Below are 23,267 nucleotides of genomic sequence, written 5' to 3' on the forward strand. Positions count from 1 at the left end.
CCTTTTTTGGTTTACCAGATGCCCCGCAGCACTATATATGATAGCTTCTTAATATAAATGGAATACAAGCTTAAAAGCTAATTTTTTTCTAGAAAAATAATTTTTATTAAATGAATATTGTTATTATTGTATTGGTTTAAAACGTTTTAGTAATTACCATAACTGATCAAATATTTTCTTGATTTTTAAGAAGTAAAAGTCTGCCCAAAAAGCAGTTTTTTTTATCAGTTAATGCTAAAACGTTTTAGTTTATTATTAAAGTTATTTAAATTTTATTAACCAAACACCGGAAAGATATGAATTAAACCAATTACCTAACTAACCAACCGCATGTGCGGAAAAAACTAAACAAACTAACCCTAAATTTATGAAGAAAAATTTTAACCCTTTTCTAAAGCGAAAGCTTTGGTGGAAGAAGTGTGCCCTTAAACTTTCAGTGGCATCACTAGTCTTCGGCATTTGTTATGATTCGTCAGCCATGGCAATCAACATCTCTAGTATAAACCCAACTGTTAAACATCCGTATCAGAAAGAGATTGTTATTCGAGGAATTGTTAAAGATGAGAATGGAATTGCACTTCCAGGTGCAGGGATCAAAGTGAAAGGAACATCAATCACCGTATCCTCAGATGTTAACGGTGCATTTAGCATTAGCGTTCCAGATCAAAATTCAGTGCTACTGATCTCTTATGTAGGTTATGATGTGCAGGAAATTATGGTAGGTACACAAACTCTGTTACAGGTACAGCTTAAACCTACAGCAGGCAATGACCTTCAGGAAGTAGCAGTCGTTGCATTTGGTACTCAAAAAAAAGAGAGCCTGGTTGGGGCACAGTCTACCATTAAAGCTACAGAATTAAGGCAACCCGTAGCCAATATCAGTTCCATGCTGGCGGGGCGTATTTCTGGTGTAATTGGTGTGAACAGAAACGGAGAGCCTGGCGCCAGTAACGCCGATATTTGGATTCGTGGAATTTCTGCCATTGGCGGCAACAGCAGTGCACCACTAATTATCGTAGATGGTGTTCCCGGTCGTGATTTAAACACACTAAATACTTATGATATCGAATCCTTTACAATATTAAAAGATGCAGCAGCAACAGCTGTATATGGGATTCGTGGTGCTAACGGCGTAATCCTGGTGGTTACCAAAGCAGGTAAAACCGGATCTCCATCTGTAAACGTAGATTTCTTTCAAGGCATCACTCGCTTCACTAAAAAACCTACCTTAATTGATGGAATTGATTATATGAATTTAGCCAATGAGGCAAAATTAACAGAATCTGTAAGAAGCAATGCACCTTACACCCCTCAATATACACAGGATTATATTAACCGTACCGCATCAGGCGAAGACATTTATCGTTACCCGAATGTAAATTGGCTGGATGAAATTTTTGATGATGTGGGCCAGAACCGTACCGCCACAGCAAATCTTTCTGGCGGTGTAAATGCCGCTAAATATTATGTTTCATTAGGCTATTATGATGAAACAGGCTTACTAACCACTGATGATTCCCAATCCTACAGCACAAAACAGACTTTTCAACGCTTTAATGTGAATGCCAATCTGGATTGGGACATTACCGGGACCACTAAACTGAATTTAGGAATCAAAGGTATTCTGGCTCAAGGGCAAAATCCAGGTGCAGAAAACACGCAGGGTATTTATAATCAGATGTTTTTAATTAATCCCACCACTTACCCAGTGTTATATCCCAATGGATTGATTCCGGGCATCAGTGCGCAAAGCGATCAGCGAAATCCTTATGCGGAAGTTACCCGCCGTGGCTACCGTACAAACTACACTAATCAAGTATATTCCAACCTTCGTTTATCTCAGGACTTAAAATTTGTAACGCCCGGACTATCATTTACAGGGATGTTCTCTTTTGACGCCCAGAACCAGAACAGTGTAAACAGAAACAAACTGGATAATACTTTTCGGATCAGAAGCAGTAATCCTGTAAACGCAGATGGTACTTATAATTATGATCGGATTTATACAGGTCAATCTTTTTTGGGATATGCTGTAACGAATGATGGAGATAAAAAGTTATATGGAGAGTTTGGGTTTAATTACAAGAGAAGTTTCGGAAAACATGATGTGACCGGATTATTACTTTACAACCAAAGCGATAACCTAAACCCCTTCAGCGGCACTTTTACCTTATCTATACCTTACCGTTTACAAGGCCTTGCGGCAAGGGTAGCATACGCTTATGATAACCGTTATTTTATTGAGTTTAACGGTGGTTATAATGGTTCTGAAAACTTTGCACCTGATAAGCGTTATGGCTTCTTCCCGGCGGTGGGCGTAGGTTATATCCTGTCCAATGAGAAATTTTTTGAACCCCTAAAAAACATCTTCCAGTTGGTTAAATTTAGATATTCTGATGGTATTGCGGGTAGTGGTGCAAGTACAAATGGCTATGTAACCAATGATTCTCAACGGTTTTATTACCTCACGCAAATTGGCGACAGGTTTAACAATGCCGACGTACCGGGCTATACTTTTGGGCAAACCCGAAATGTAAATTTGCGTGGACTTAATGTAACGGCTTATGGAGTTGACATTACCTGGGCCGAAAGCCGTAAGAAAGATTTAGGTATCGAATTAAGAACACTCCATAATAATTTATCCCTCATTGTAGATTTATTTAAAGAAAATAGAACCGGGCAATTTTTGGGTAGGGGAGTAGTGCCAAATTATATTGGTTTGGTTTCCAATCCATCTGGTAACCTTGGAGAAACCAAAAATAAAGGAATAGATGGTACGCTAGAGTACAACGCAAAAATTTCTGATGATTTTGATTTTTCAGTTCGGGCCAATTATACCTATAATCAAGCTGTAATCGTAGAGAATGACCAGGCGCCAACCCGTTACCCTTGGATGGAACTTCGCGGCTCTACACCACTGGCAAGGGTTGGATATATAGCCGAAGGATTATTTACCAGTCAGGAAGAAATCAATAGCAGTCCGGCACAATTTGGTAAATTACTTCCAGGAGATATTAAATACAAAGATTTAAATGGCGATGGCAGGATTGATGCCTTTGATCGTACCATTATCGGTCGTGGCGATGTACCTTCATCTATTTATGGCTTTGGCTTTACCATGCGCTATAAACAGTTTGATTTAGGCGCCTTCTTTCAAGGTCAGAATAATGCCGATATTGTTTTGGAAGGTAATGCTATTCAACCTTTCCGTGCATCGGGTGGCTTAGGTAATCTACACGCCATCACTACAGATCGCTGGACGGTAGATAATCCACGGCAGGATGCATTTTTCCCAAGGTTATCTTACGGACCAAATGATAATAACTATCAAACCAGTACCTGGTGGTTGCGCGATATCAGTTACCTGCGGCTGAAAAATGCACAGTTGGGTTATACGTTTAAGGATGGGATTAAAAAAGCTGGCATTAAAGGATTACGTGTTTATGCCACAGGATACAACGTACTAACCTTCAGCAAATTTAAACTCTGGGATCCGGAACTTGCATCTGGCAACGGAACCAAATATCCGCTAACCTCCACTTACACTTTAGGTTTAACCGCTAGCTTCTAATAAAATGAAAAAAATATATCTTTTTGCCCTGGCCTCGTTATTTTTAACAGGGAACTATGGCTGTAAAAAATTCTTAGATCAGGTACCTGATGACCGTTTAACCTTCGATCAGGGTTTTGCACAGAAGTCAACCGTTGATCAGTTCCTTGCGAATGTATATTCAACTTTGCCAGATGAAATGAACCAACGTTCGCCCGGATTGGGTAATGCCGGCCCGTGGACAGGTGCTTCAGATGAGGTGAATATCACTGGTAATAACTTTGCAAACAATATCAATACCGGTAACTGGGATCCTACTTCTGGCTTGGTGAACGACATGTGGACGAATTATTTTCGTGGCATCCAGGCGGCCAGTAATTTTATGGCAAACGTAGGTCGTTGTAATGACTGTAACCTAAACGGGATCGATTATGTGAGCCGTTACCGCAATGAAGCACGTGGAATAAGAGCCATTTATTATTACTATTTGCTCCGTACATATGGTCCTGTTCCACTTTTGGGTAATGATCCAAACATCCCTGATGCACCAGTGAGTGCCATTAGTGTGCCGAGAAGTCCATTTGATGCCTGTGTAACCTTCATTGCCGCTGAATTGGATGCTGCTGCAGAAGGATTACCAGCCTTACCACAGTCAAATGATGATTACGGACATTTAAATAAGGCTGTTCTGCAGGCTTTTAAAGTACAATTGTATTTAACAGCTGCCAGTCCGCTTTTTAATGGCAATACAGATTATGCATCCCTGCGCAATGCAGATGGAACGCCATTAATCAATCAGACTTATAGTATTGAAAAATGGAAAAGAGCTGCTGATGCGGCTAAAGCTTTTATCAATACCTATCCATCTTTCCAGCTATTTACCAAAAGCGGTACAAACGCTTTCCAAACTGCATTTCTATCTTGCAGGGATGTCATGCTAACCGATTGGAACCAGGAAGTCATTTTTGCCAAAGGAAATGCCAACATTACTTATTTACAGTATGATATGTCGCCAAACCATACAGGTGCAAGTGGCGGCGACAAAGGTGGATCATTCAGGGCAGCTACGCAGCAAATGGTAGAAGCTTATTTTATGGCAAATGGTAAAGCAACTGATGATGTTACATCAGGTTATTCCCGTACAGGATTTAGTAATTATCAAGGTCCGGAAACCGGCGATACGCCCAGGTCTATTTCAAATATGTACGTCAACCGTGAACCCCGTTTTTATGTAGGCATTACTTACACAGGAAGAAAATGGATCAATCCAAATTCTAACATCATTACTGATTTTACTTTTAATGGCAATGCCGGAAGAGCAAATATTGGAAATGATGATTACAGTACAACAGGTTACACCCAACGTAAAAATTTATCTACAAGTGGCTGGCAGGCAAGTGGCAGAACCAACATTTTTATTCGACTGGCAGAAATTTATTTAGATTATGCTGAAGCCGCTTATGAAGCCAATGCTGGTGATCCGGAAGTTTTGATATACCTCAATAAAATTCGTGAACGCGCTGGTGTACCTACTTATGGTTCTGGTAGTAGCCAGCTTCCTGTACCTGCAAATTTAAGAGATGCCATCAGGAGGGAAAGAAGGGTAGAGCTCGCTTTTGAAAACCACCGCTATTTCGACACACGCAGATGGAAGATTGCCGCTCAAACCGACATTCAGGTTTTGGGGTTAGACATTTCTAAAAACTTAGCCACCGGTTTTTACAACATTGTTACGCAAGAAAACAGGGTGTTCCAAAACAGACATTATTTGTGGCCCATTCCAAATGCCGAAATACAGAAAGTTCCGTTACTGGTTCAAAATCCGGGCTGGTAAACAAGAACATGATTAAAAGACAGCGTTGCGTACAAATGAAAGTTACGCAGCGTTGTCTTTATCTGCAATGTAGCTCATTTTAAAAATCAATACAATTTATTCATAAGCAATTAAAACACAATAAGTATGATCAAAAAAATTATTACACTGGCAGCATTCTGGTTAGCCTCTGTATCAGCATTCTCACAAGAGAAAGGCTATCAAATTTGGATAAAGGATGATCAAAATAGTGTTGATCAAAAAACGAAAGATAAGCTTGTGACTGCATTTTATAACATTTATCCCTGGTTTGCAGCGGCAGATGGATACCGCACCAAGCGCAATGCAGATTTAAAGTTTTCTAAAAATGAGACAGCAGATATTAAAGCCAAAGCGGGTGAAATCATTGTTAACGAAGATTGGATCAAAGGGAAATCACAAAAGAAAATTGAAAAACAGTTACGACGTGCTTTTACCAATAACTGGTTAAGTTTTTCAACGCAAAAAAAGAAAGGTTATGAACTCACCTTTATCAGCAAAGATCCGTTTCTTAATCCTCAGTTAAAGCAAAATTTAATTGATACCTATTTTGAAATCTACCCAACCCTGGTTAAAAATTTTAATAAACAATCTACCCATAATGTACTTTTTGTGGTAGATACGGCCTATAAAGCTGTGGCTGAAGCCAGCGGTAACCGCATTTTGTTTAGTGCCGGGTATCTAAAGGCACATCCAACGGATATTGATGTAGTAACGCATGAAACCATGCACATTGTACAGGGATACGGATATAGCGCTGGGCCGGTTTGGTTGACAGAAGGCATTGCAGATTATGTTCGTTACCAATACGGTGTAGATAATGTAGGTTCGAAATGGAGTTTACCTGCTTTTAATGAAAAACAAAATTACCAGAATAGCTATCGGATTACAGCCCGGTTTTTCGCCTGGTTGGAGCAAAATGTTAAGCCGGGCAAGGTTGCTGCACTGGATAAACAATTGAGGGCACATGAATATACTGCGCAAAGCTGGATCAGTTTAACCGGAAAATCTATTGATCAATTGTGGGAAGCATATGCTAAAAATCCAGATCAGATTGAGTTGAAATATAGTAATAAAGCAGCAAAAGGTTAAATTATTGTCAAGATCCATAAACTGCATTTTATCACAATTGATAACCTGAATTATCAGCTAACGTAAAATTTTTGAGTAATTACTAAAACGTTTTACATATTATCTTTATTTTGCGTCATCATACGCTAGCCAAAAGAAAGAAAAACAAATTTAAATGAAAAAAATATCCTTTTTAGCTTCATTAGCCATTACAGCCCTATTACCTTTATCGAAGCTTTCGGCACAGGAAACCATTAAAAAAAATGGCTACACGCTATCTTTTGAAAGTAATGATGCTGCGCTTGATCCAAAACTAAAGAAAAGATTAATAGAAACGTTTTTTGTGGTGTATCCAAAGCTGGCAAAGGAGTATAACCCAAATACTTTAAAATCAGTTCAGTTTTTTGTAGATACAGCTTATAAAGGCGTGGCAGCAACTGCTGATGGTAAAGTAACCTATAGTTCGATCTGGATGGACAAGCATCCTGAAGATATTGATGTGGTTACGCATGAAGTGATGCACATTGTTCAGGATTATGGCAACAGTGTTGGGCCAGGTTGGCTTACAGAGGGTATTGCAGATTATGCACGCTTTAAGTTCGGTGTAGATAATGCAGGTGCAAAATGGACCTTACCAGCTTTAAAACCTGAACACAGTTATCAGAACAGTTACAGAATTACGGCAAGGTTTTTTGCCTGGATAGAAAAAAATGTAAAGGCAGGTACCATCAAAGAAGTTGATGCATCTTTAAGAGATCATACTTATCAGCCAGAAATCTGGACTACATTAACAGGCAAAGATTTGGATGCACTTTGGGCAGATTACACTAAAAATCCTCAACTTTAATTTATAGAAACACATAAACCGATATACACGAATGAAAAAACTATTTATTGCCTTCCTCAGCTTTGCTGCATCAGCAAGCTTTGCGCAAACGGTTGGCAAAATTATTGACCCCGTAGATTGGATCAATCCTTTGATGGGCACGCAGTCCAAGCCAAGCTTATCAAACGGCAATACCTATCCAGCCATTGGCTTGCCTTGGGGCATGAACATGTGGACACCCCAAACTGGTAAAATGGGTGATGGTTGGGCCTATACTTACGATGCTGATAAAATCCGCGGTTTTAAACAAACCCATCAGCCATCTCCATGGATGAATGATTATGCTGCGTTTTCCATCATGCCGGTAACCGGTAAACTTAGATTTGCAGAAGATGACCGTGCCAGCTGGTTCAGCCATAAGGCAGAGGTTTCAAAGCCTTATTACTATAGTGTTTACCTGGCTGATGCAGATGTAACTACAGAAATTACACCAACTGAGCGTGCAGCGCAATTCAGGTTTACTTTTCCTAAAACTGATAGCTCATATGTAGTAGTAGATGCCCTGAACAAGGGATCTTATATCAAGATTATTCCTGCAGAACGTAAGATTATTGGTTATACCACAAAATATGCACGTGGACCGCTACCTAAAAACTTTAAAAACTACTTCATAATCTACTTTAATAAAGATTTCAAACTGGCCAAAACCTGGAGCGAAAATAAATTAAATGACGATAAACTGGAATTAGAAAGCGACCACAGTGGCGCCATTATTGGTTTCAAAACCACTAAAGGCGAACAGGTAACGGCTAAAGTGGCTTCCTCTTTCATTAGTTTTGAACAGGCAGATTTGAACCTGAAAAGAGAATTGGCTAATGATGGTTTTGATGCTACAAAAGTGAAGGGAAGGGCGATCTGGAATAAAACCCTCAATAAAATTGCGGTAGAAGGCGGATCAATTGATCAAACCCGTACCTTTTATTCTTGTTTATACCGTACGCTATTTTTCCCGAATAAGCTTTATGAAATAGATGCCAATAATAAAGTGGTGCATTGGAGTCCTTATAATGGAAAGACTTTGCCTGGCTATATGTTTGCCGGAACTGGTTTCTGGGATACCTTCAGGGCTTTGTATCCGTTCCTGAATTTAGTTTATCCTTCGATCAATAAAGAAATGCAGGAAGGCCTCATTAACGATTATAAAGAAGGAGGCTGGTTGCCAGAATGGAGCAGTCCGGGTTATGCCAATATCATGGTGGGGAATAACTCTGCATCTGTGGTTGCTGATGCCTATATCAAAGGATTGCGTGGATATGATATACAAACCCTTTGGGAAGCCTTAAAACATGGAGCCAATAATGAAGGACCAATAGAAGCGGTTGGCCGCGATGGCGTGAAATATTACAATGAGTTAGGATACGTTCCTTTTGATGTGAAGAAAAATGAAAATGCGGCTAAGACATTAGAATATTCATATGATGACTTTACCATTTACCAATTGGGAAGAGCGTTGGGTAAACCTGCATCTGAAATTGATATTTACAAGAAAAGAGCCATGAACTACAAAAACCTTTTCGATCCGGCTTCCGGATTAATGAGAGGGAAAAATAAAGATGGAAGTTTCCAAACGCCTTTTAGTCCTTTTAAATGGGGTGGTGCTTTCACTGAAGGAAATAGCTGGCATTACACCTGGTCTGTATTTCAGGATGTAGATGGTCTTGCTCAGTTAATGGGCGGTCATAATCAGTTTGTAACCAAGCTGGATTCTGTGTTTTCTATGCCACCAGTATTTGATGAAAGTGCTTATGGTGGTGTGATTCACGAAATTCGTGAAATGCAGATTGCAAATATGGGTCAGTATGCGCATGGCAATCAACCTATTCAGCACATGATTTATCTGTACAATTATGGTGGTGCACCTTACAAAACCCAATATTGGGTAAGGGAAACCATGAACAGAATGTACAAGCCCACACCAGATGGTTATTGCGGAGATGAGGATAACGGACAAACTTCTGCATGGTATGTTTTCTCAGCGATGGGATTTTATCCGGTAACGCCTGCTACTGATCAGTATGTTTTAGGTGCTCCGTTATTTAAAAAGATAACTTTAACATTGGAAAATGGTAAAACAGTTACCATCAATGCTGCGGCAAACAGTGATAGTAACCGTTATGTGCAGTCGCTACAAATGAATGGCAAGCCTTATTCTAAAAACTGGATCAGCCATAGTGGCTTACAAAAAGGTGCGGTATTGAATTTCAATATGACAGCCACTCCGAATAAAGTGAGGGGATCTAAACCAGTTGATTTTCCTTATTCATTATCAACAGAGAAATAAAAAGAATCAGACTGTAGTTAATAATGCAGTCTGGTTTATCTTTAAAATGAGGCTGAAAAAAGAAATGGGGATTCCACAATTGCAGAATCCCCATCATCTAAATTAACGCTCTCAATAATATAAACTAACTTTAAAGGAAATTATTGCATTGCGCAATAATTTTTTTTGCTTTTGATCTGGCTTATCGTTTTGTACCTGAATTTAAATATAGCTTGGTTTTTATGACATCAAATGACTAGCTAAAAACGATCAACGAATAACGCACCACAAAAACGCTCGACAAATTTTATTAGTTTTACTTCATGGGAGTTATCAATCAAAACCAACAAGATGCAGAAAAACTTGCGGCAGCCAAGGCTGCAGTAAAATATGTGAAAAACGGAGATATTGTAGGATTGGGGACAGGAACTACTGCAACATTTGCCATAAAAGAACTGGGTAGGCTGGTAGGTGAGGGCCTTAGTATTAAAGCAGTGGCAAGTTCCATCCGGACGGAAGAACTGGCCAGATCTTTAGGAATTGAAGTGCTTGAACTGGGAGAAATTTCGTTTGTAGATATTAGTATAGATGGTGCAGATGAATTTACAGAATCTTTAGATTTAATAAAAGGAGGCGGCGGTGCCTTATTTAGAGAAAAAATTATGGCTTCGTTGAGTAATAAAGCCATCATTGTAACTGATGCTTCGAAAAAGGTAAAAAAACTAGGTGCCTTTACTTTACCAATCGAGGTCATTCCATTTGCCTATCAATATGTTTTTGATCAGATCTCAAAACTGAATGGTAAAGGGAAGAAAAGAAAAAGTAACGAAATAGATTACATCACAGATAACGGGAATTTTATTATTGATGCAGATTTTGGCTTGATAGATGATCCTAAAGCACTTGCTGATGCGTTAAACAAAATTGATGGATTATTGGCTCACGGTTTATTTATTGATTTAACTTCCAGGGTTATCATGAGTGATCAATCAGAAATTATCATTTTTGAATAATGAACTTCTGTCTTATGCGTCCATCTGAACTTGATTCAGGAACTTTCAGTCTAAAACATCTCCATTAACCGATTAATACACTAACATAGGATATTGGAAAATATTTTAACCGATCAATTTATTTAACTCACCGATAAATTAAAGTAACTGAGGGATAAGGCATTCTTCCGCTTTCTTTTTCATGATACATTTGAATATAAATCAAAACAATCATGGAAAATTTAACTAAAAACAATCAAGAAAATAAACAATTTGGATTAGGCATTTTAATTGTATTCATCGGTTCCGTATTCTTATTAAGAAACACAGGTTTAGATATTCCGCATTGGATCTTAAGCTGGCATACGGTTATGTTAGGTGCAGGTTTGTGGATTGGTTATCGTAAAAATTTTCAAGGCAGCAGCTGGCTGGCACTTACCATTATCGGAGCAATTTTCACTTTAAAAGATATTACGGTATTCGACTTTGATTTATCCAGAATCAGCGCCGCATTAATCTTAATTGCACTTGGTTTATATGTAATCATGAAACCAAATAAGACTAAGAAATTTAATTATTATTTTCAAAACCCATCTTCAAAAAAGGAAGAAATTAAATTTTAAAATTCATCACTCTATCATATCAGTGAACAAGGGACATTTTAGTAATTGTCCCTTTTTTTATTGTAAGACTTGCTAAAAATCTTCTTAAAAAAAGAAACGGGGATTCCACCATTAAGGCAGTATCCCCGTCATCTAAATTAACGCTCTCACATACATAAACGCACAGATCTGGAATTATTGCCCAGGCAAGTATTTTATTTTAAAAAAAAATAATAATCGAAACCCAAATCATGATGCAGATTGCGAAAATTTTAAATTTTTAAAACATCAACTTGTTGTTTATCAGTTGTTAATAATTAATTGGTAATATTTTTTATTAAATTAATTATTCTTGATTTAACCATCAATTAAATGTTAAAAAAAGTTAAAGCGAAAAGGCTGGTAGACCTAAATCCTTTTGAGAAGCAAATATTATTAACTTTGAGTATCCTAATACAATTCAAACCATAGATGAAAAAAAGTATCTTAATTATTATTGCGCTTTTATTTACCACTGGCGCATTTGCTCAAAATGTGATCCAACTGTTTAATGGCGCAAATGATTTTTTTAAATTATTACAAGAAGAGAAATTTGCAGATGCACATGCCATTTTTGATGATACTTTAAAATCAAAGCTAACTGAAGACGGTTTAAAAAAGCTCTGGTTAGATATGGGAACCAAATTTGGTAAGGCAGAGTCTTTTGATGCCATTCAAAGTAAATCACAAGGTGAATTTTTTGCAGTAACGGTTGAAGGTAAATTCAGTAATGCAGATCAGAATTTTATTTTAGGCTTTAATAAAGCTCAAAAAATTGTAGGTATTTTTCTAGTTCCACCTAAAAGTGCAGCGGCTTATATAAAACCTACCTATGCCGACACGAATCTCTATAGTGAAAAATCAGTTTATATTGGTGGAGCAGGCAAGCAACTGGCGGCCATTATTACCACACCTAAAAACCTTAAAAATTTTCCGGTAGTGGTTTTTGTTCATGGTTCAGGACCTAGCGATATGGATGAAACCATTGGCGCAAATAAACCTTTTAAAGATTTGGCCAGTGGCCTGGCTTCAAAAGGCATCGGATCAGTACGTTATGTGAAAAGAACATTAGTATACCCAAATGAATTTTCGAATATTTACACCGTAAAAGAGGAAGTGCTAGATGATGCTTCGGCTGCAATTGCCCTGGCCAAAACCATTACGGGTGCAAATGTAAAGCAAGTATACCTATTTGGACATAGTCTGGGTGGTATGTTGGCACCAAGAATCGCAACTAACATACCAGATCTTGCCGGCATTATCATGGCAGCAGCACCAGCAAGAAAGCTAACTGATATTATTCTGGAGCAGAATAAATATATGTTTGAGTTTTCTAAAGATACTTCAGCTGCCAATAAGGCGCAACTAGATGAAGCCATTAAACAGATTAATAAAAGCAGAATTGCGCAATTGGGCACAACCATCAAACCAGATTCGGTTATATTGGGTATACCTGCAAAATACTGGGCTGACTTAAATGCTTACAACCAGGTTAATGTGGCGAAAGGGCTAAGTAAGCAGAAAATTTATATACTGCAGGGTGGAAATGATTTTCAGGTAAGTAAAACGGATTTTGATCTCTGGAATGCGGCACTAGGAAAGAAGAAAAATGTTCAGCTTAAATATTATCCGGAACTCAATCACTTGTTAAGTGTACAAACCGAAAAAGGAAGTACAGCACAATACCAGATCCCTAAAAGTGTTTCAGAAGTGGTGGTTAATGATGTCGCTACCTGGATTAAAAGCAAATAACAATAAAATATTCTCTAAAGCTTTGATTTTATCAAGGCTTTTTTTTTGCTTTTAGTTTTCATTTGATAGTATTTGTTATCTTTATTGAACAAACTTATTCGATGGTATCGCTATTTTCTGAGCAGGAAAGATATAATTCACTTGTAGAGGCATCGCCCATGCCAACAGCTATATATGTAGGGGAAGATATGGTGGTAAGTGCTGCAAACCAGGCTATGCTTGATTTGTGGGGTAAACCTGCATCCATCCTTGGAACGAAACTGATGGATGCGCTCCCGGAACTGGAAGGGCAGCCTTTTTTTGACATCTTAAGCCATGTTTTTAGAAGTGGGGAAACCTATCACACTAAAGAATCTCCGGCAGATCTGGTGGTAGATGGTGTTTTGCAAACTTTCTATTTCACCTTTACCTATAAGCCTATAAAAAATGAGCAGGGCGAAATTTTTGCCATCATTAATACCGCAGCACACCTAACCGAACTGGTTAATGCAAAAAAACAGATTATTGAAACGCAGCAACGCTTATCATTTGCGCTTTCATCGGCTGAAATCGGTACCTGGGATTTAGATCCAATTCATGAACAGGTAAACTGGGATGAGAAATGTAAATCTATTTTTGGCTTTCATCCGGATGCTATTATTAAGTATGAAACGCTTTTATCCAGTATTCACTCCAAAGATGTCGCTTTGGTTCGTGATGCTATGGCTAATGCGATTAATGGCCACAATGATGGCCTATACGATATTAAGCACCGAACCACCAGTCAGGTAAATGGCCAGGTGAGGTGGGTTCATTGTAAAGGAAAAGCTTATTTTAATGAGGAAAATGTAGCCTATCGTTTTTCTGGCATCGTACAGGATATCACCCACGATGTAAGGGCCAGGCAAAGGGAGCACCAGCTTTTAACCTTAATTAATCAGAATGCTGATCACATGACTATTACAACCCTGGAAGGTAAAGTCATTTATATGAATGAGTCATCCAGAAAAATGTTGGGTGTTGCACTGGATGCCGATGTAAGTAAATTTAGTGCTAAAGATTTCTATACCCCTCATGAGTTAGATCGTGTTCAAAATCACATCATTAAAGAAATTGATGAGATAAATGGCTGGACTGGTCATATCACTTTGGTTAACTATCAAACAAAGGAAAATATCCCCTGTATGGTAAGTTATCTATTAATCAAAGACCTGGAAACTGGTGAAGTTATTGGAAGAGGAGCCACTGCAAGAGATTTACGTCCGGATATTAAAGTGAAAGCAGATCTTCAGAAATTGGCAGCTATTATTAGTAGCAGTGAAGATTTTTGTAATTATTGTGATATTGATGGTCATATTCAATACATCAATCCTTCAGGTATTGCCCTGATTGGCATTGATCAAGATCAAATTCGAAGTTATAGACTTTTTGACTATCACAGCGAATCATCTAATGAAATAATTAGACAAGAGATCTTCCCTGTTCTTTTTACAGAAGGGAAATGGTCTGGAGAATTGGAATTGATCCATCAGGTAACTAAAGAAATTATCCCTATCCATAAGCAGTTTTATATGATTAGGGAAGAATTTACCAATACCCCTGTGGCTATTGCAGCAATAGCGAGAGATTTACGGCCAGAGTTGAACATTAGGCAAATGCTTGCTGATAAAAATTTAGCGTTGCAAAGTGCTGTGCAGGAGCTCGAATTTTTAGCCAATAGTGTGCCTCCGGTAGTATGGTCCAGTAAGCCGGATGGATACCTTGATTATATCAATAAAAGATGGTTTGATCAAACAGGTAAAAGTGATGAAGAAACATTAGGTAGCCGTTGGATAGAAAATGTACATCCGGATGATGTTCAGCATGCAATAAAAACCTGGAATTCATCTCTCCAAACTGGAAATCCTTATGAAATTGAGTTCCGTAGCTTAGATAAATCAGGCACATACCGATGGTATTTGGTAAGGGCAATTCCCCTAAAAGATAGCGATGGAAATGTTATAAAATGGTATGGAACCAATACGGATATCCATCACCAAAAGGAACTGGAAAAACAAAAGGATGATTTTTTAGGCATTGCAAGTCATGAGTTGAAAACCCCTGTAACTAGTCTTAAAGCTTATGCACAGGTGATGGAATCGATGTTTAAGCGTTCAGGAGATTTCAAAAATGCCGATCTCTTAGGTCGGATGAACAAGCAGGTAAACAGGTTAAGTAATCTAATTAACGACTTACTGGATGTAACAAAGATTAATTCAGGAAGGCTACAGTTTAATGAAACCGAATTTGATTTTAATGAAATGGTGGAAGAAGTAATTGAAGATGTTCAGCGAACTTCATTTAAACACCTTATCCATCCTGAACTCAGTTTCAAAAAGAATATTGTTGGAGATCGGGATCGGATTTGCCAGGTGGTAACCAATTTGTTAACCAATGCTGTAAAGTATTCTCCAGACGCTAATGAAGTAGTGATCAATACGCTTGATCTTGGTGATCATGTTCAGGTATCCGTCAGGGATTATGGTATTGGTATTAGCCCTGATTTAAAAGACCATGTATTTGAACAGTTTTATAGGGTTAGTGGAGATAAAGAGCACACCTTTCCTGGCTTAGGTTTAGGCCTTTATATTTCATCAGAAATTGTAAAAAGGGTAGGTGGAAAAATTTGGGTAGATTCTGTAGAAGGTAAAGGCTCTACTTTTTGTTTTTCTATTCCTGTAAATGGATAAACAGAACATAAATTTGTTGGTCAATTTGATAAAATCTAAACAATTCAGTTAATAGGAGGTTAAAGATAGTATTATATAATACCTATCTAATTTACCTATGGCGAAAAATAAAATCACTCTTAAAGGAATATGGGGCGTACTTAAGGCAGCTTTTACAGGCTTTGGCGATCATAAAGTGACCAAACTTAGTGGCTCATTAGCTTATTATACCGTGTTTTCTATGGCACCACTTTTAGTGGTGATCATTTCTTTGTGTGGTGTTTTTTTAGGTAGGGAAATAGCCGAAGGGCAGGTTTATACTCAATTAGAAGGATTTTTAGGTCGTGAGTCTGCTACCTCTTTACAATCATTAATTAAAAATGCTTATCTGGATGGTAAAAGTACCATCGCCTTAATTATTGGTATAATTACTTTATTAATTGGTTCTACTACCATTTTCGGTGATATTCAAGATTCTATTAATACCATTTGGGGAATTAAGCCCAAACCAAAAAGAGGCTGGGTAAAAATGCTTCAAAATCGTTTCTTATCTTTTTCTGTGATCATCAGTTTAGGATTCGTACTTCTGGTTTCACTGGCCGTAACATCACTTTTAGATGCCTTTAGCGGAAGATTACAGGCACGCTTTGCAGACGTATCTTATTATGTTTTTTATGTCATTAATCAGTTGGTTACACTGGCTGTGATTTCTCTTATATTTGGTGTGATATTTAAGGTTTTACCAGATGCGATTATTAAATGGAGAGATGTAATTGCCGGCGCAATTGTGACTGCAATTCTATTTATGATTGGTAAGTTTGCCATTTCTCTTTATATCGGACAGAGTGATGTGGGCGGAACTTATGGTGCTACAGGTTCATTAGTAGTGGTATTACTTTGGACTTATTACTCATCTATCATTTTATATTTTGGTGCTGAATTTACTAAGGCATATGCCATCGCCTACGGATCTGAAATTTATCCTTCTCATTATGCGGTAACGATGAAGGAAGTAGAAGTGGAAACAGGCCGTGTTTCTATTCAGGATAATCATCCAGAATTAATTGAAGAGGTAAAGAGAGCGGAACAAGAAAGTAAATAATGCTAATGATTAATTCCTTAGGAAGTAACACAAGATAAATACTCAAATAACTCTCTGGTAAGTTAAGCGAGGTAATAAAAGCGAAATTCCCAGTCATTTTTGTATAAGTGATTGGGAATTTATGCTGATACCACTATTCTCCCCAGGCCGTAATGATCAGTTGCCTGGATCCACCATAATCTCGATGCTCACCTAGATAAATACCCTGCCATGTGCCAAGAGCCAACTGCCCATTGCGTATAGGAATGGTTACTGAACTACCCAGCAATGCCGATTTAAGGTGTGCCGGCATATCATCCGAACCTTCATAATCATGCTTGTAAGCCGGATCGTTTTCCCGTACTGTCTTATTAAAAAACATTTCAAAATCTACGCGTACGGTAGGATCTGCATTTTCGTTAATGGTTAAAGAAGCAGATGTGTGCTGAATAAATACCTGACAAATTCCGGCTTTGATTAAACTAATTTCCGGTAGGGCATTTTCTACTTCATCGGTGATGATGTGAAATCCTCTTTTTCTTTCTCTTAGTGAAAGGGCTTGCTGATAAACTTTCATTTTCAAAATTACTTAACAATCCAGCCAGTTAGTGCACCTTCATCACTAATAAACTGATAATCTCCAAAACTACCCAATACATTCACTAATTGCCCGTTTGTTAAGGTCTTTTTTATGGCTGCGGTTCGCTCAGGCTGATCATAAACCATTTTTTGTAACATATTAATTTTAATCTTTTTTAAGGGCCTGGTGATTTCGCTTAATGCTGTACTTTGCACAAATCCAATTTTACCATCTGGTAGTTCGGCTTTGTAAAAGGTGCCCGTGGCCGATTGAATATTTACAATAGAAGCGATACTTAAACGCTCAACAACCGCAGCATCTGGTAAGGGTGCATTTAAAAAGTTAACAGCCTTTGAAGTTCTTAAGGTTTTATTGAGGTTATTAACTGAGGCCGTAATCTTTTGAGGTGTTTTGGTAACCGGATCAATAAAAGGTAAGGGATTCATAGCGCCATCAGGAGCATATATTCCAAAATGGAGGTGGGTGGCTGTATTTTTGGCATTACCAGTATTTCCCATTAAGCCAATGGTATCGCCTACCTTTACTTCCTGTCCCTCCGAAGCAATTTGTTCATCCAAATGTGCGTAATAAAGCGTATAATCTTTGCCTTTTGGCCTTAACCAAACTACTTTGCCGCCCAGGTTATTTTCATTTACCCTGGTAACGGTGCCTTCAGCAATGGCGAGCACTGGGCTTCTAAATTTTCCAAAAATATCTACACCTTCGTGTTTCCTGGCATTATTATCCCGGCCATCACCCCAATAGCTGCCAATACTTTTACTGCTGTTAGTTGATGTTGGAAATGATAAAGATGGCCCGGTAGTAATTTCTAAAGTGTATTGAACACTTTGTAAAAGTTCTGGCTGTAATCTGATCAGGTAATTTCCCGTAACATCTATCTCATATTGAATGGGGTTATTTAAGGTGTCTGCTGATGCCACTAATTTACTGCTTCCGCCTACAGGAAAATGCCAAACATCAAGATAAAGCATTGCGGCATTAGCAGGTTTTTTAGTAATGGAGATATTGATCTTCTGACCTTTGGTTGCCGTAAATTGATAAGCAGCAGCTGGCGCCTTATCCGAAGCAAAATAGCCTGTTTCCTGATAAGGCAAGGTGATATTTAAAGCTTTTTCGAGGCTTAATGATGCTGATTTAATCCAGGCTGAACCCATAGCTGTTTGATCAAGGCCGGCATTAATTAACTTTCGCTGATATTGCTCATGAGGAGTAGCGGCTTTAAACAGATTCACAGAACCAGTTTTGCAGGAAAATAGTGTTAAGGAAATCAGTACAAAAAATAGGAAGTGTAAAAAACGGTTTGACATCTTATTTGAATTTCTTTGATAACAAAATAAGCGACCACAAGTTTCATTACCCAATACAGGGGAGGGATAATCTATATTGCCGAGATTTGATACAAAGTTGAATATTAATGCCTTTAATAGCGATGGGTTAAATATATTTGCAATAGAGGGTTGATCCTTCAACCCCAACCACATCTCAAATTTTTAACCAATGAATAAATTCGAAAGCCGTTACGCTCAGAGCCCGAAAGAAGTTAAACAAATGGATACCGCAGCACTGCGGGAAAATTTCTTAATCGAAAGCATTTTTGAAGCTAACCAAGTTAACTTAACCTTATCGCACTTTGACAGATATATTGTTGGCGGAGCAATGCCCGTAAATCAGCAATTAGCTTTACCCAACCCTGACGATTTAAAAGCCAGTTATTTTTTAGAACGCAGAGAATTGGGAATGATCAATGTTGGTGGCAAGGCAATTATCACCGCTGATGGTGAACAATATGAGCTTAACTACAAAGAGGCTTTATATATCGGGAAGGGAACAAAAGAAGTTTCGTTTGCCTCGGTAAATACCAATGAACCTGCAAAACTATACCTCAATTCAGCGCCTGCACACCATACCTATCCAACCAAAAAGGTAAGTAAGGCTGAAGCTGAAATTGTTGAATTGGGAACTACTGAAACGGCTAACCACCGGATTATTAATAAGCTTTTGGTTAACAGTGTTTTGCCAACCTGCCAGTTACAAATGGGGATGACAGAACTAAAATCAGGAAGTGTTTGGAATACCATGCCAGCACATACACATGATAGAAGGATGGAAGCTTATTTTTATTTTGAAGTTCCACAGGGCCAGAGTGTTTGCCACTTCATGGGGCAGCCACAAGAAACCCGGCACATTTGGATGCAAAATGATCAGGCCGTAATTTCTCCAAACTGGTCAATTCATTCTGGCGCCGGAACCAGTAATTATACTTTCATTTGGGGTATGGCAGGTGAAAATCTTGATTATGGTGATATGGATCATTGTGCAATAACTGAATTAAAATAATTTTTAAAAAATGGTATTTAAGCTTTCTGCCAATTTTAGCAGGTTGAATACCATTTATAACTAAACAAAAATGTCAGCTAATATATTTGATTTGGCAGGTAAAACTGCATTAGTAACAGGTTGTAAAAGAGGAATTGGAAAAGCAATGGCCTTGGCTTTGGCCGAGGCTGGTGCTGATATCATTGGTGTTTCAGCAAGCCTGGAACTCGAAGGAAGCTCAATAGAAAATGAAGTGATCCGTTTAGGTAGAAAGTTTTATGCCTATCAATGTGATTTTGGTAAGCGTGAATCTACACTGGCCTTTGCGGAAAAAGTTAAAGCAGATCATCCCATCATTGATATCTTGGTGAACAATGCCGGAACCATTTTACGTAAGCCCATTGCAGAACATCCGGATGAGATGTGGGATGAAGTAATTGCCGTTAACCAAAATGCACCTTTTATTTTAACCCGGGAAATTGGGAGAGATATGGTGTCAAGAGGCAGTGGCAAGGTTATTTTTACAGCATCTTTGTTATCATTTCAAGGTGGTATTACCGTTCCTGGTTATGCGGCGAGTAAAGGTGCTATTGCTTCATTAACAAAAGCATTTGCTAATGAGTGGGCTTCGAAAGGTGTAAATGTTAATGCGATTGCCCCAGGTTATATCGCAACAGATAATACATCAGCATTACGTGATGATGAGGAAAGAAGTGCTTCCATATTATCTCGTATTCCTGCCGGAAGATGGGGAACACCAGAAGATTTTAAAGGCCCAACCTTATTTTTGGCTTCAAGTGCCAGTGACTATGTTCATGGAACAATATTAACCGTTGATGGCGGCTGGATGGGACGGTAGTTAGTTTGGAGTCTTAAGTCCAGAGTCAAAAAAAATAAAGACTGGTATCCGAAGTTAGCACGTGCAAACACGCTTTACTTCAGATACCAGTCTTCTTCTTTAAAAATCTTTATTTTACGAATAAAGGTTGTAAATTTCTTTAATGTCTTTCAGAATACTATCAAAATCGATTTTTAAATCAATTAGGCGACCTGTATGGATATCAAAAACCCAACCTTGCACGGTTAGACCTCTTAATGTGATTGCTTCTTGTACAGCTGCGGTTTTAAGTAAATTAACGCACTGTTCCTGTACATTTAATTCCACTAATCTATTGTAGCGCTTACTCTCATCTTCAATGGCATTCAATTCATCACGATGTGTGCGATAAACATCACGAATGTTTCTAAGCCAAGGGTTCAAAATACCCATATCTGCTGGTTGCATGGCCGCTTTTACACCTCCGCAATTGTAATGGCCGCAAACAATAATGTGTTTAACCTTTAAATGGCGTACTGCGTAATTTAAAACCGTCATTACACTTAAATCTACATTATTTACCAGGTTGGCAATATTTCTATGGATAAAAGCTTGGCCAGGTTGTATCCCCATTAAATCTTCTGCAGTTACCCGGCTATCAGAACAGCCAATATATAAAAACTCAGGAGTTTGTCCTTTTGCCAATTCAGTAAAATAATCCGGATTGTTAGCTAATTTTTTGCCAATCCATTCTTCATTATTTTTAAAAACTTGCTCTACATTCATATTCTTTCTTTTAATTTATAGTTACGTTGGAATAAACCATGGATGATGATTTATTCCAAAAATAAAAATTTTCCTTTCAACCTGAGTTCGATAATTGCTTATTACTTTTTACACTCCGGTCTGCAGCAACCCATCCAAAGGAAAGGTAGTTGTAAACAAAAATAACCTGTTAAATATTATTTCGGTGTATATCATTAATTGAATTCAGTTGGATCAGGCATTCCTTAGATTTGATCCCATATTTAACGATGGGAACATCAAACCTATTGTATATTTTTTAACAAACTAAAATATAAAATGTTTGTCATTCTAATGGTATAGCAATGACCCAACAACCAAAAAATGGCTTTGGTAAGCAGTAAGCGTTATTGATTTATAGTAATGCTTTGCTAAAGAGCTTGAAGTTAGAGAAGATGAAGCGGAATTAAGAGTGTGTTTTTACAAGTGGAATTGAAAGGGGCTTTTCTTCTACTACGTTTGATAGTTCTTCTAAAGAATAGAGGTTTGCCATACATTCTGCAACAGCATTTTTATGCGTATACCAAACATCATCATTTGTGAAATGACAAATGCCCAGGCCCATTTCAGTTACAATGCTTCCAAATAAAGAAGCCAGGTGGTGTTCGAACAAATTTCCAGGATAGTATTTAATAGAGAAAACTTTATTATACCTTTTAAGTTGTACTTCTACTTCAGCGCTAATTTTTATGGGCTTATATACTTTCTTTTTTTTCTTGCGCAATAGCTTATCAATGAAACTTTGTTTAACCACTTTCTGACGGAAGTTTTTTCTTTTAAATTCTGCAAGCTCAAATGGCTTAAAGGATGTGCTAAACTGGACTTTTAAATCACTTGTATTTAATATTTCAATACTGGGTTTAGTCCATCGGAATATTAACGATAAGATACTTCTCGGATTTTCAAATGTAAATGACTTCTCCAGACTCAATACATTTTCGTGTTGATTTAAGCGCTCTAAAATTTCAGGAATTAGTTCGTCTTTTAAAGAATTGGTATATATGTTTATATAAGCACTCATAATTTTTTTATTAAATCAACAATATAAATCTGTTTCGAAGCACAGGTTTATCAATTAATATTAAGCAATAGTTAAAGTTTGCAATTGCAAGCTTATATAGCCTCTCAGAAAATTAGGTTAGAAATTAATATGCTCATTGTGTTTTAGAGGTTAATTTGTTAGTTAAACGTTGCAAATATATTCTTAATATTATTTATTTATACCTTTAAACGCAAGAATTATTAAAAACGTTACAGTGACATATCATTTTATTAAAAATATAATTACACTAGATTTATTTTTCTGATTTGGGTAGTCTTTCCTTTTAAGCCCTGCTTCTGCGGTATTATTACATAGTATTTCTTTTCATAATAGCCTTTAATGTTCTGTTAAAACTCCTTACTGAGATGCCTAAGTAAGCGGCCATATCCTCTTTAGAGATGGTAATTTGAGCTTCATGCTGAAGCTGTTGTAATTTTAATAGACCATATTCCAGTGTATATAATTGTTGATAGGATGCCCTGGTGCTGGTCTGAATGATTCTTGTAGATAACTCCTGCAACAGGATTTTTGTAAAGGCCGTGTTTTTCTCAATTAATTCAAAGAACCTGTAATCAGGAATTGAATAGACCATTACTTCACTTATGGCTTCAACGTTGCAGAGGCAATTTATTTTCTTTAGCGCTTCCAGTTCGCCCATCACCTCACCTTTGCCTAAAAATTCGATGATGAAATCCTTTCCATTTTCTTCAGAGATAAAACATTTCGTTATGCCATCCTTTATCAGGTAAACATGGGAGATGGTTTCACCTTGCTGAATAATTTTATGGCCGGGTTCAAATGTTTTTTGCAGAATGTTGGAATCCGCGTTTTCGGCATAAAACTTTTCAATAAAGGAAAGAAATTCCAGGTTCGTTCTTAGCATATGGCTGATGGAGGACAAATGTCCTTTATTAA

Annotated in this window: 17 protein-coding genes; 12 read left to right on the forward strand and 5 right to left on the reverse strand. The window is 37.7% G+C overall.

Annotated elements, in window-relative coordinates:
• Positions 1-367 precede the first annotated feature (367 nt).
• From AN34_RS04820 to AN34_RS04865, 10 genes are all read left to right on the forward strand, one after another.
• Entirely contained in the window at positions 368-3,571 is a 3,204-nt protein-coding gene (locus AN34_RS04820; RefSeq protein WP_029282846.1) for a TonB-dependent receptor, read from the forward strand.
• A 4-nt stretch (positions 3,572-3,575) separates the two neighbouring features.
• The gene (locus tag AN34_RS04825; RefSeq protein ID WP_029282848.1) at positions 3,576-5,384 is read left to right on the forward strand and encodes a RagB/SusD family nutrient uptake outer membrane protein; all 1,809 of its coding nucleotides are present in this window, start codon (positions 3,576-3,578) and stop codon (positions 5,382-5,384) included.
• Between the two features lie 126 nt (positions 5,385-5,510).
• Entirely contained in the window at positions 5,511-6,494 is a 984-nt protein-coding gene (locus AN34_RS04830) for a basic secretory protein-like protein (RefSeq protein ID WP_157263185.1), read from the forward strand.
• 154 nt (positions 6,495-6,648) lie between these two features.
• Entirely contained in the window at positions 6,649-7,320 is a 672-nt protein-coding gene (locus AN34_RS04835) for a basic secretory protein-like protein (protein ID WP_029282852.1), read from the forward strand.
• A 31-nt stretch (positions 7,321-7,351) separates the two neighbouring features.
• Positions 7,352-9,640 (forward strand): GH92 family glycosyl hydrolase, encoded by a 2,289-nt coding sequence (locus tag AN34_RS04840; protein ID WP_029282854.1) that lies wholly within the window; start codon positions 7,352-7,354, stop codon positions 9,638-9,640.
• 302 nt (positions 9,641-9,942) lie between these two features.
• On the forward strand, positions 9,943-10,632 hold the full coding sequence (gene rpiA / locus AN34_RS04845) for a ribose-5-phosphate isomerase RpiA (RefSeq protein ID WP_029282856.1): 690 nt from the start codon (positions 9,943-9,945) through the stop codon (positions 10,630-10,632).
• A 212-nt stretch (positions 10,633-10,844) separates the two neighbouring features.
• Positions 10,845-11,234 carry a hypothetical protein gene (locus AN34_RS04850; protein ID WP_029282858.1) on the forward strand — a complete coding sequence of 130 codons (390 nt, stop codon included), beginning with the start codon at positions 10,845-10,847 and terminating at the stop codon, positions 11,232-11,234.
• Positions 11,235-11,684: 450 nt separating this feature from the next.
• Complete coding sequence (locus AN34_RS04855; RefSeq protein ID WP_029282860.1) at positions 11,685-13,004, forward strand: DUF3887 domain-containing protein; 1,320 nt, start codon at positions 11,685-11,687, stop codon at positions 13,002-13,004.
• A gap of 101 nt (positions 13,005-13,105) precedes the next feature.
• The gene (locus AN34_RS04860; protein ID WP_029282862.1) at positions 13,106-15,712 is read left to right on the forward strand and encodes a PAS domain-containing protein; all 2,607 of its coding nucleotides are present in this window, start codon (positions 13,106-13,108) and stop codon (positions 15,710-15,712) included.
• 97 nt (positions 15,713-15,809) lie between these two features.
• Complete coding sequence (locus AN34_RS04865; protein ID WP_051666234.1) at positions 15,810-16,793, forward strand: YihY/virulence factor BrkB family protein; 984 nt, start codon at positions 15,810-15,812, stop codon at positions 16,791-16,793.
• Between the two features lie 133 nt (positions 16,794-16,926).
• Here the strand turns inward: AN34_RS04865 and AN34_RS04870 are convergent, their stop codons facing one another.
• Both AN34_RS04870 and AN34_RS04875 read right to left on the reverse strand, forming a co-directional pair.
• Complete coding sequence (locus tag AN34_RS04870) at positions 16,927-17,349, reverse strand: secondary thiamine-phosphate synthase enzyme YjbQ (protein ID WP_029282866.1); 423 nt, start codon at positions 17,347-17,349, stop codon at positions 16,927-16,929.
• 8 nt (positions 17,350-17,357) lie between these two features.
• Entirely contained in the window at positions 17,358-18,680 is a 1,323-nt protein-coding gene (locus AN34_RS04875; RefSeq protein ID WP_029282868.1) for a M23 family metallopeptidase, read from the reverse strand.
• A gap of 190 nt (positions 18,681-18,870) precedes the next feature.
• On the opposite strand from AN34_RS04875, the gene kduI reads away from it, so the two are divergent.
• Together kduI and AN34_RS04885 are read left to right on the forward strand one after the other, a co-directional pair.
• Positions 18,871-19,710 (forward strand): 5-dehydro-4-deoxy-D-glucuronate isomerase, encoded by an 840-nt coding sequence (gene kduI / locus AN34_RS04880; protein ID WP_029282870.1) that lies wholly within the window; start codon positions 18,871-18,873, stop codon positions 19,708-19,710.
• A 70-nt stretch (positions 19,711-19,780) separates the two neighbouring features.
• Positions 19,781-20,548, forward strand: a complete 768-nt coding sequence (locus AN34_RS04885; protein ID WP_029282872.1) for an SDR family NAD(P)-dependent oxidoreductase — start codon at positions 19,781-19,783, stop codon at positions 20,546-20,548.
• Positions 20,549-20,662: 114 nt separating this feature from the next.
• Here the strand turns inward: AN34_RS04885 and AN34_RS04890 are convergent, their stop codons facing one another.
• From AN34_RS04890 to AN34_RS04900, 3 genes are all read right to left on the reverse strand, one after another.
• Positions 20,663-21,292 carry a carbonic anhydrase gene (locus AN34_RS04890; protein ID WP_029282874.1) on the reverse strand — a complete coding sequence of 210 codons (630 nt, stop codon included), beginning with the start codon at positions 21,290-21,292 and terminating at the stop codon, positions 20,663-20,665.
• Between the two features lie 424 nt (positions 21,293-21,716).
• Positions 21,717-22,331, reverse strand: coding sequence for a hypothetical protein (locus tag AN34_RS04895; RefSeq protein WP_029282875.1), 615 nt, complete (start codon positions 22,329-22,331; stop codon positions 21,717-21,719).
• Between the two features lie 328 nt (positions 22,332-22,659).
• The gene (locus tag AN34_RS04900; RefSeq protein ID WP_029282877.1) at positions 22,660-23,235 is read right to left on the reverse strand and encodes a Crp/Fnr family transcriptional regulator; all 576 of its coding nucleotides are present in this window, start codon (positions 23,233-23,235) and stop codon (positions 22,660-22,662) included.
• Positions 23,236-23,267 lie beyond the last annotated feature (32 nt).

The sequence above is a fragment of the Pedobacter sp. R20-19 genome (assembly GCF_000708265.2).
GTDB lineage: Bacteria > Bacteroidota > Bacteroidia > Sphingobacteriales > Sphingobacteriaceae > Pedobacter.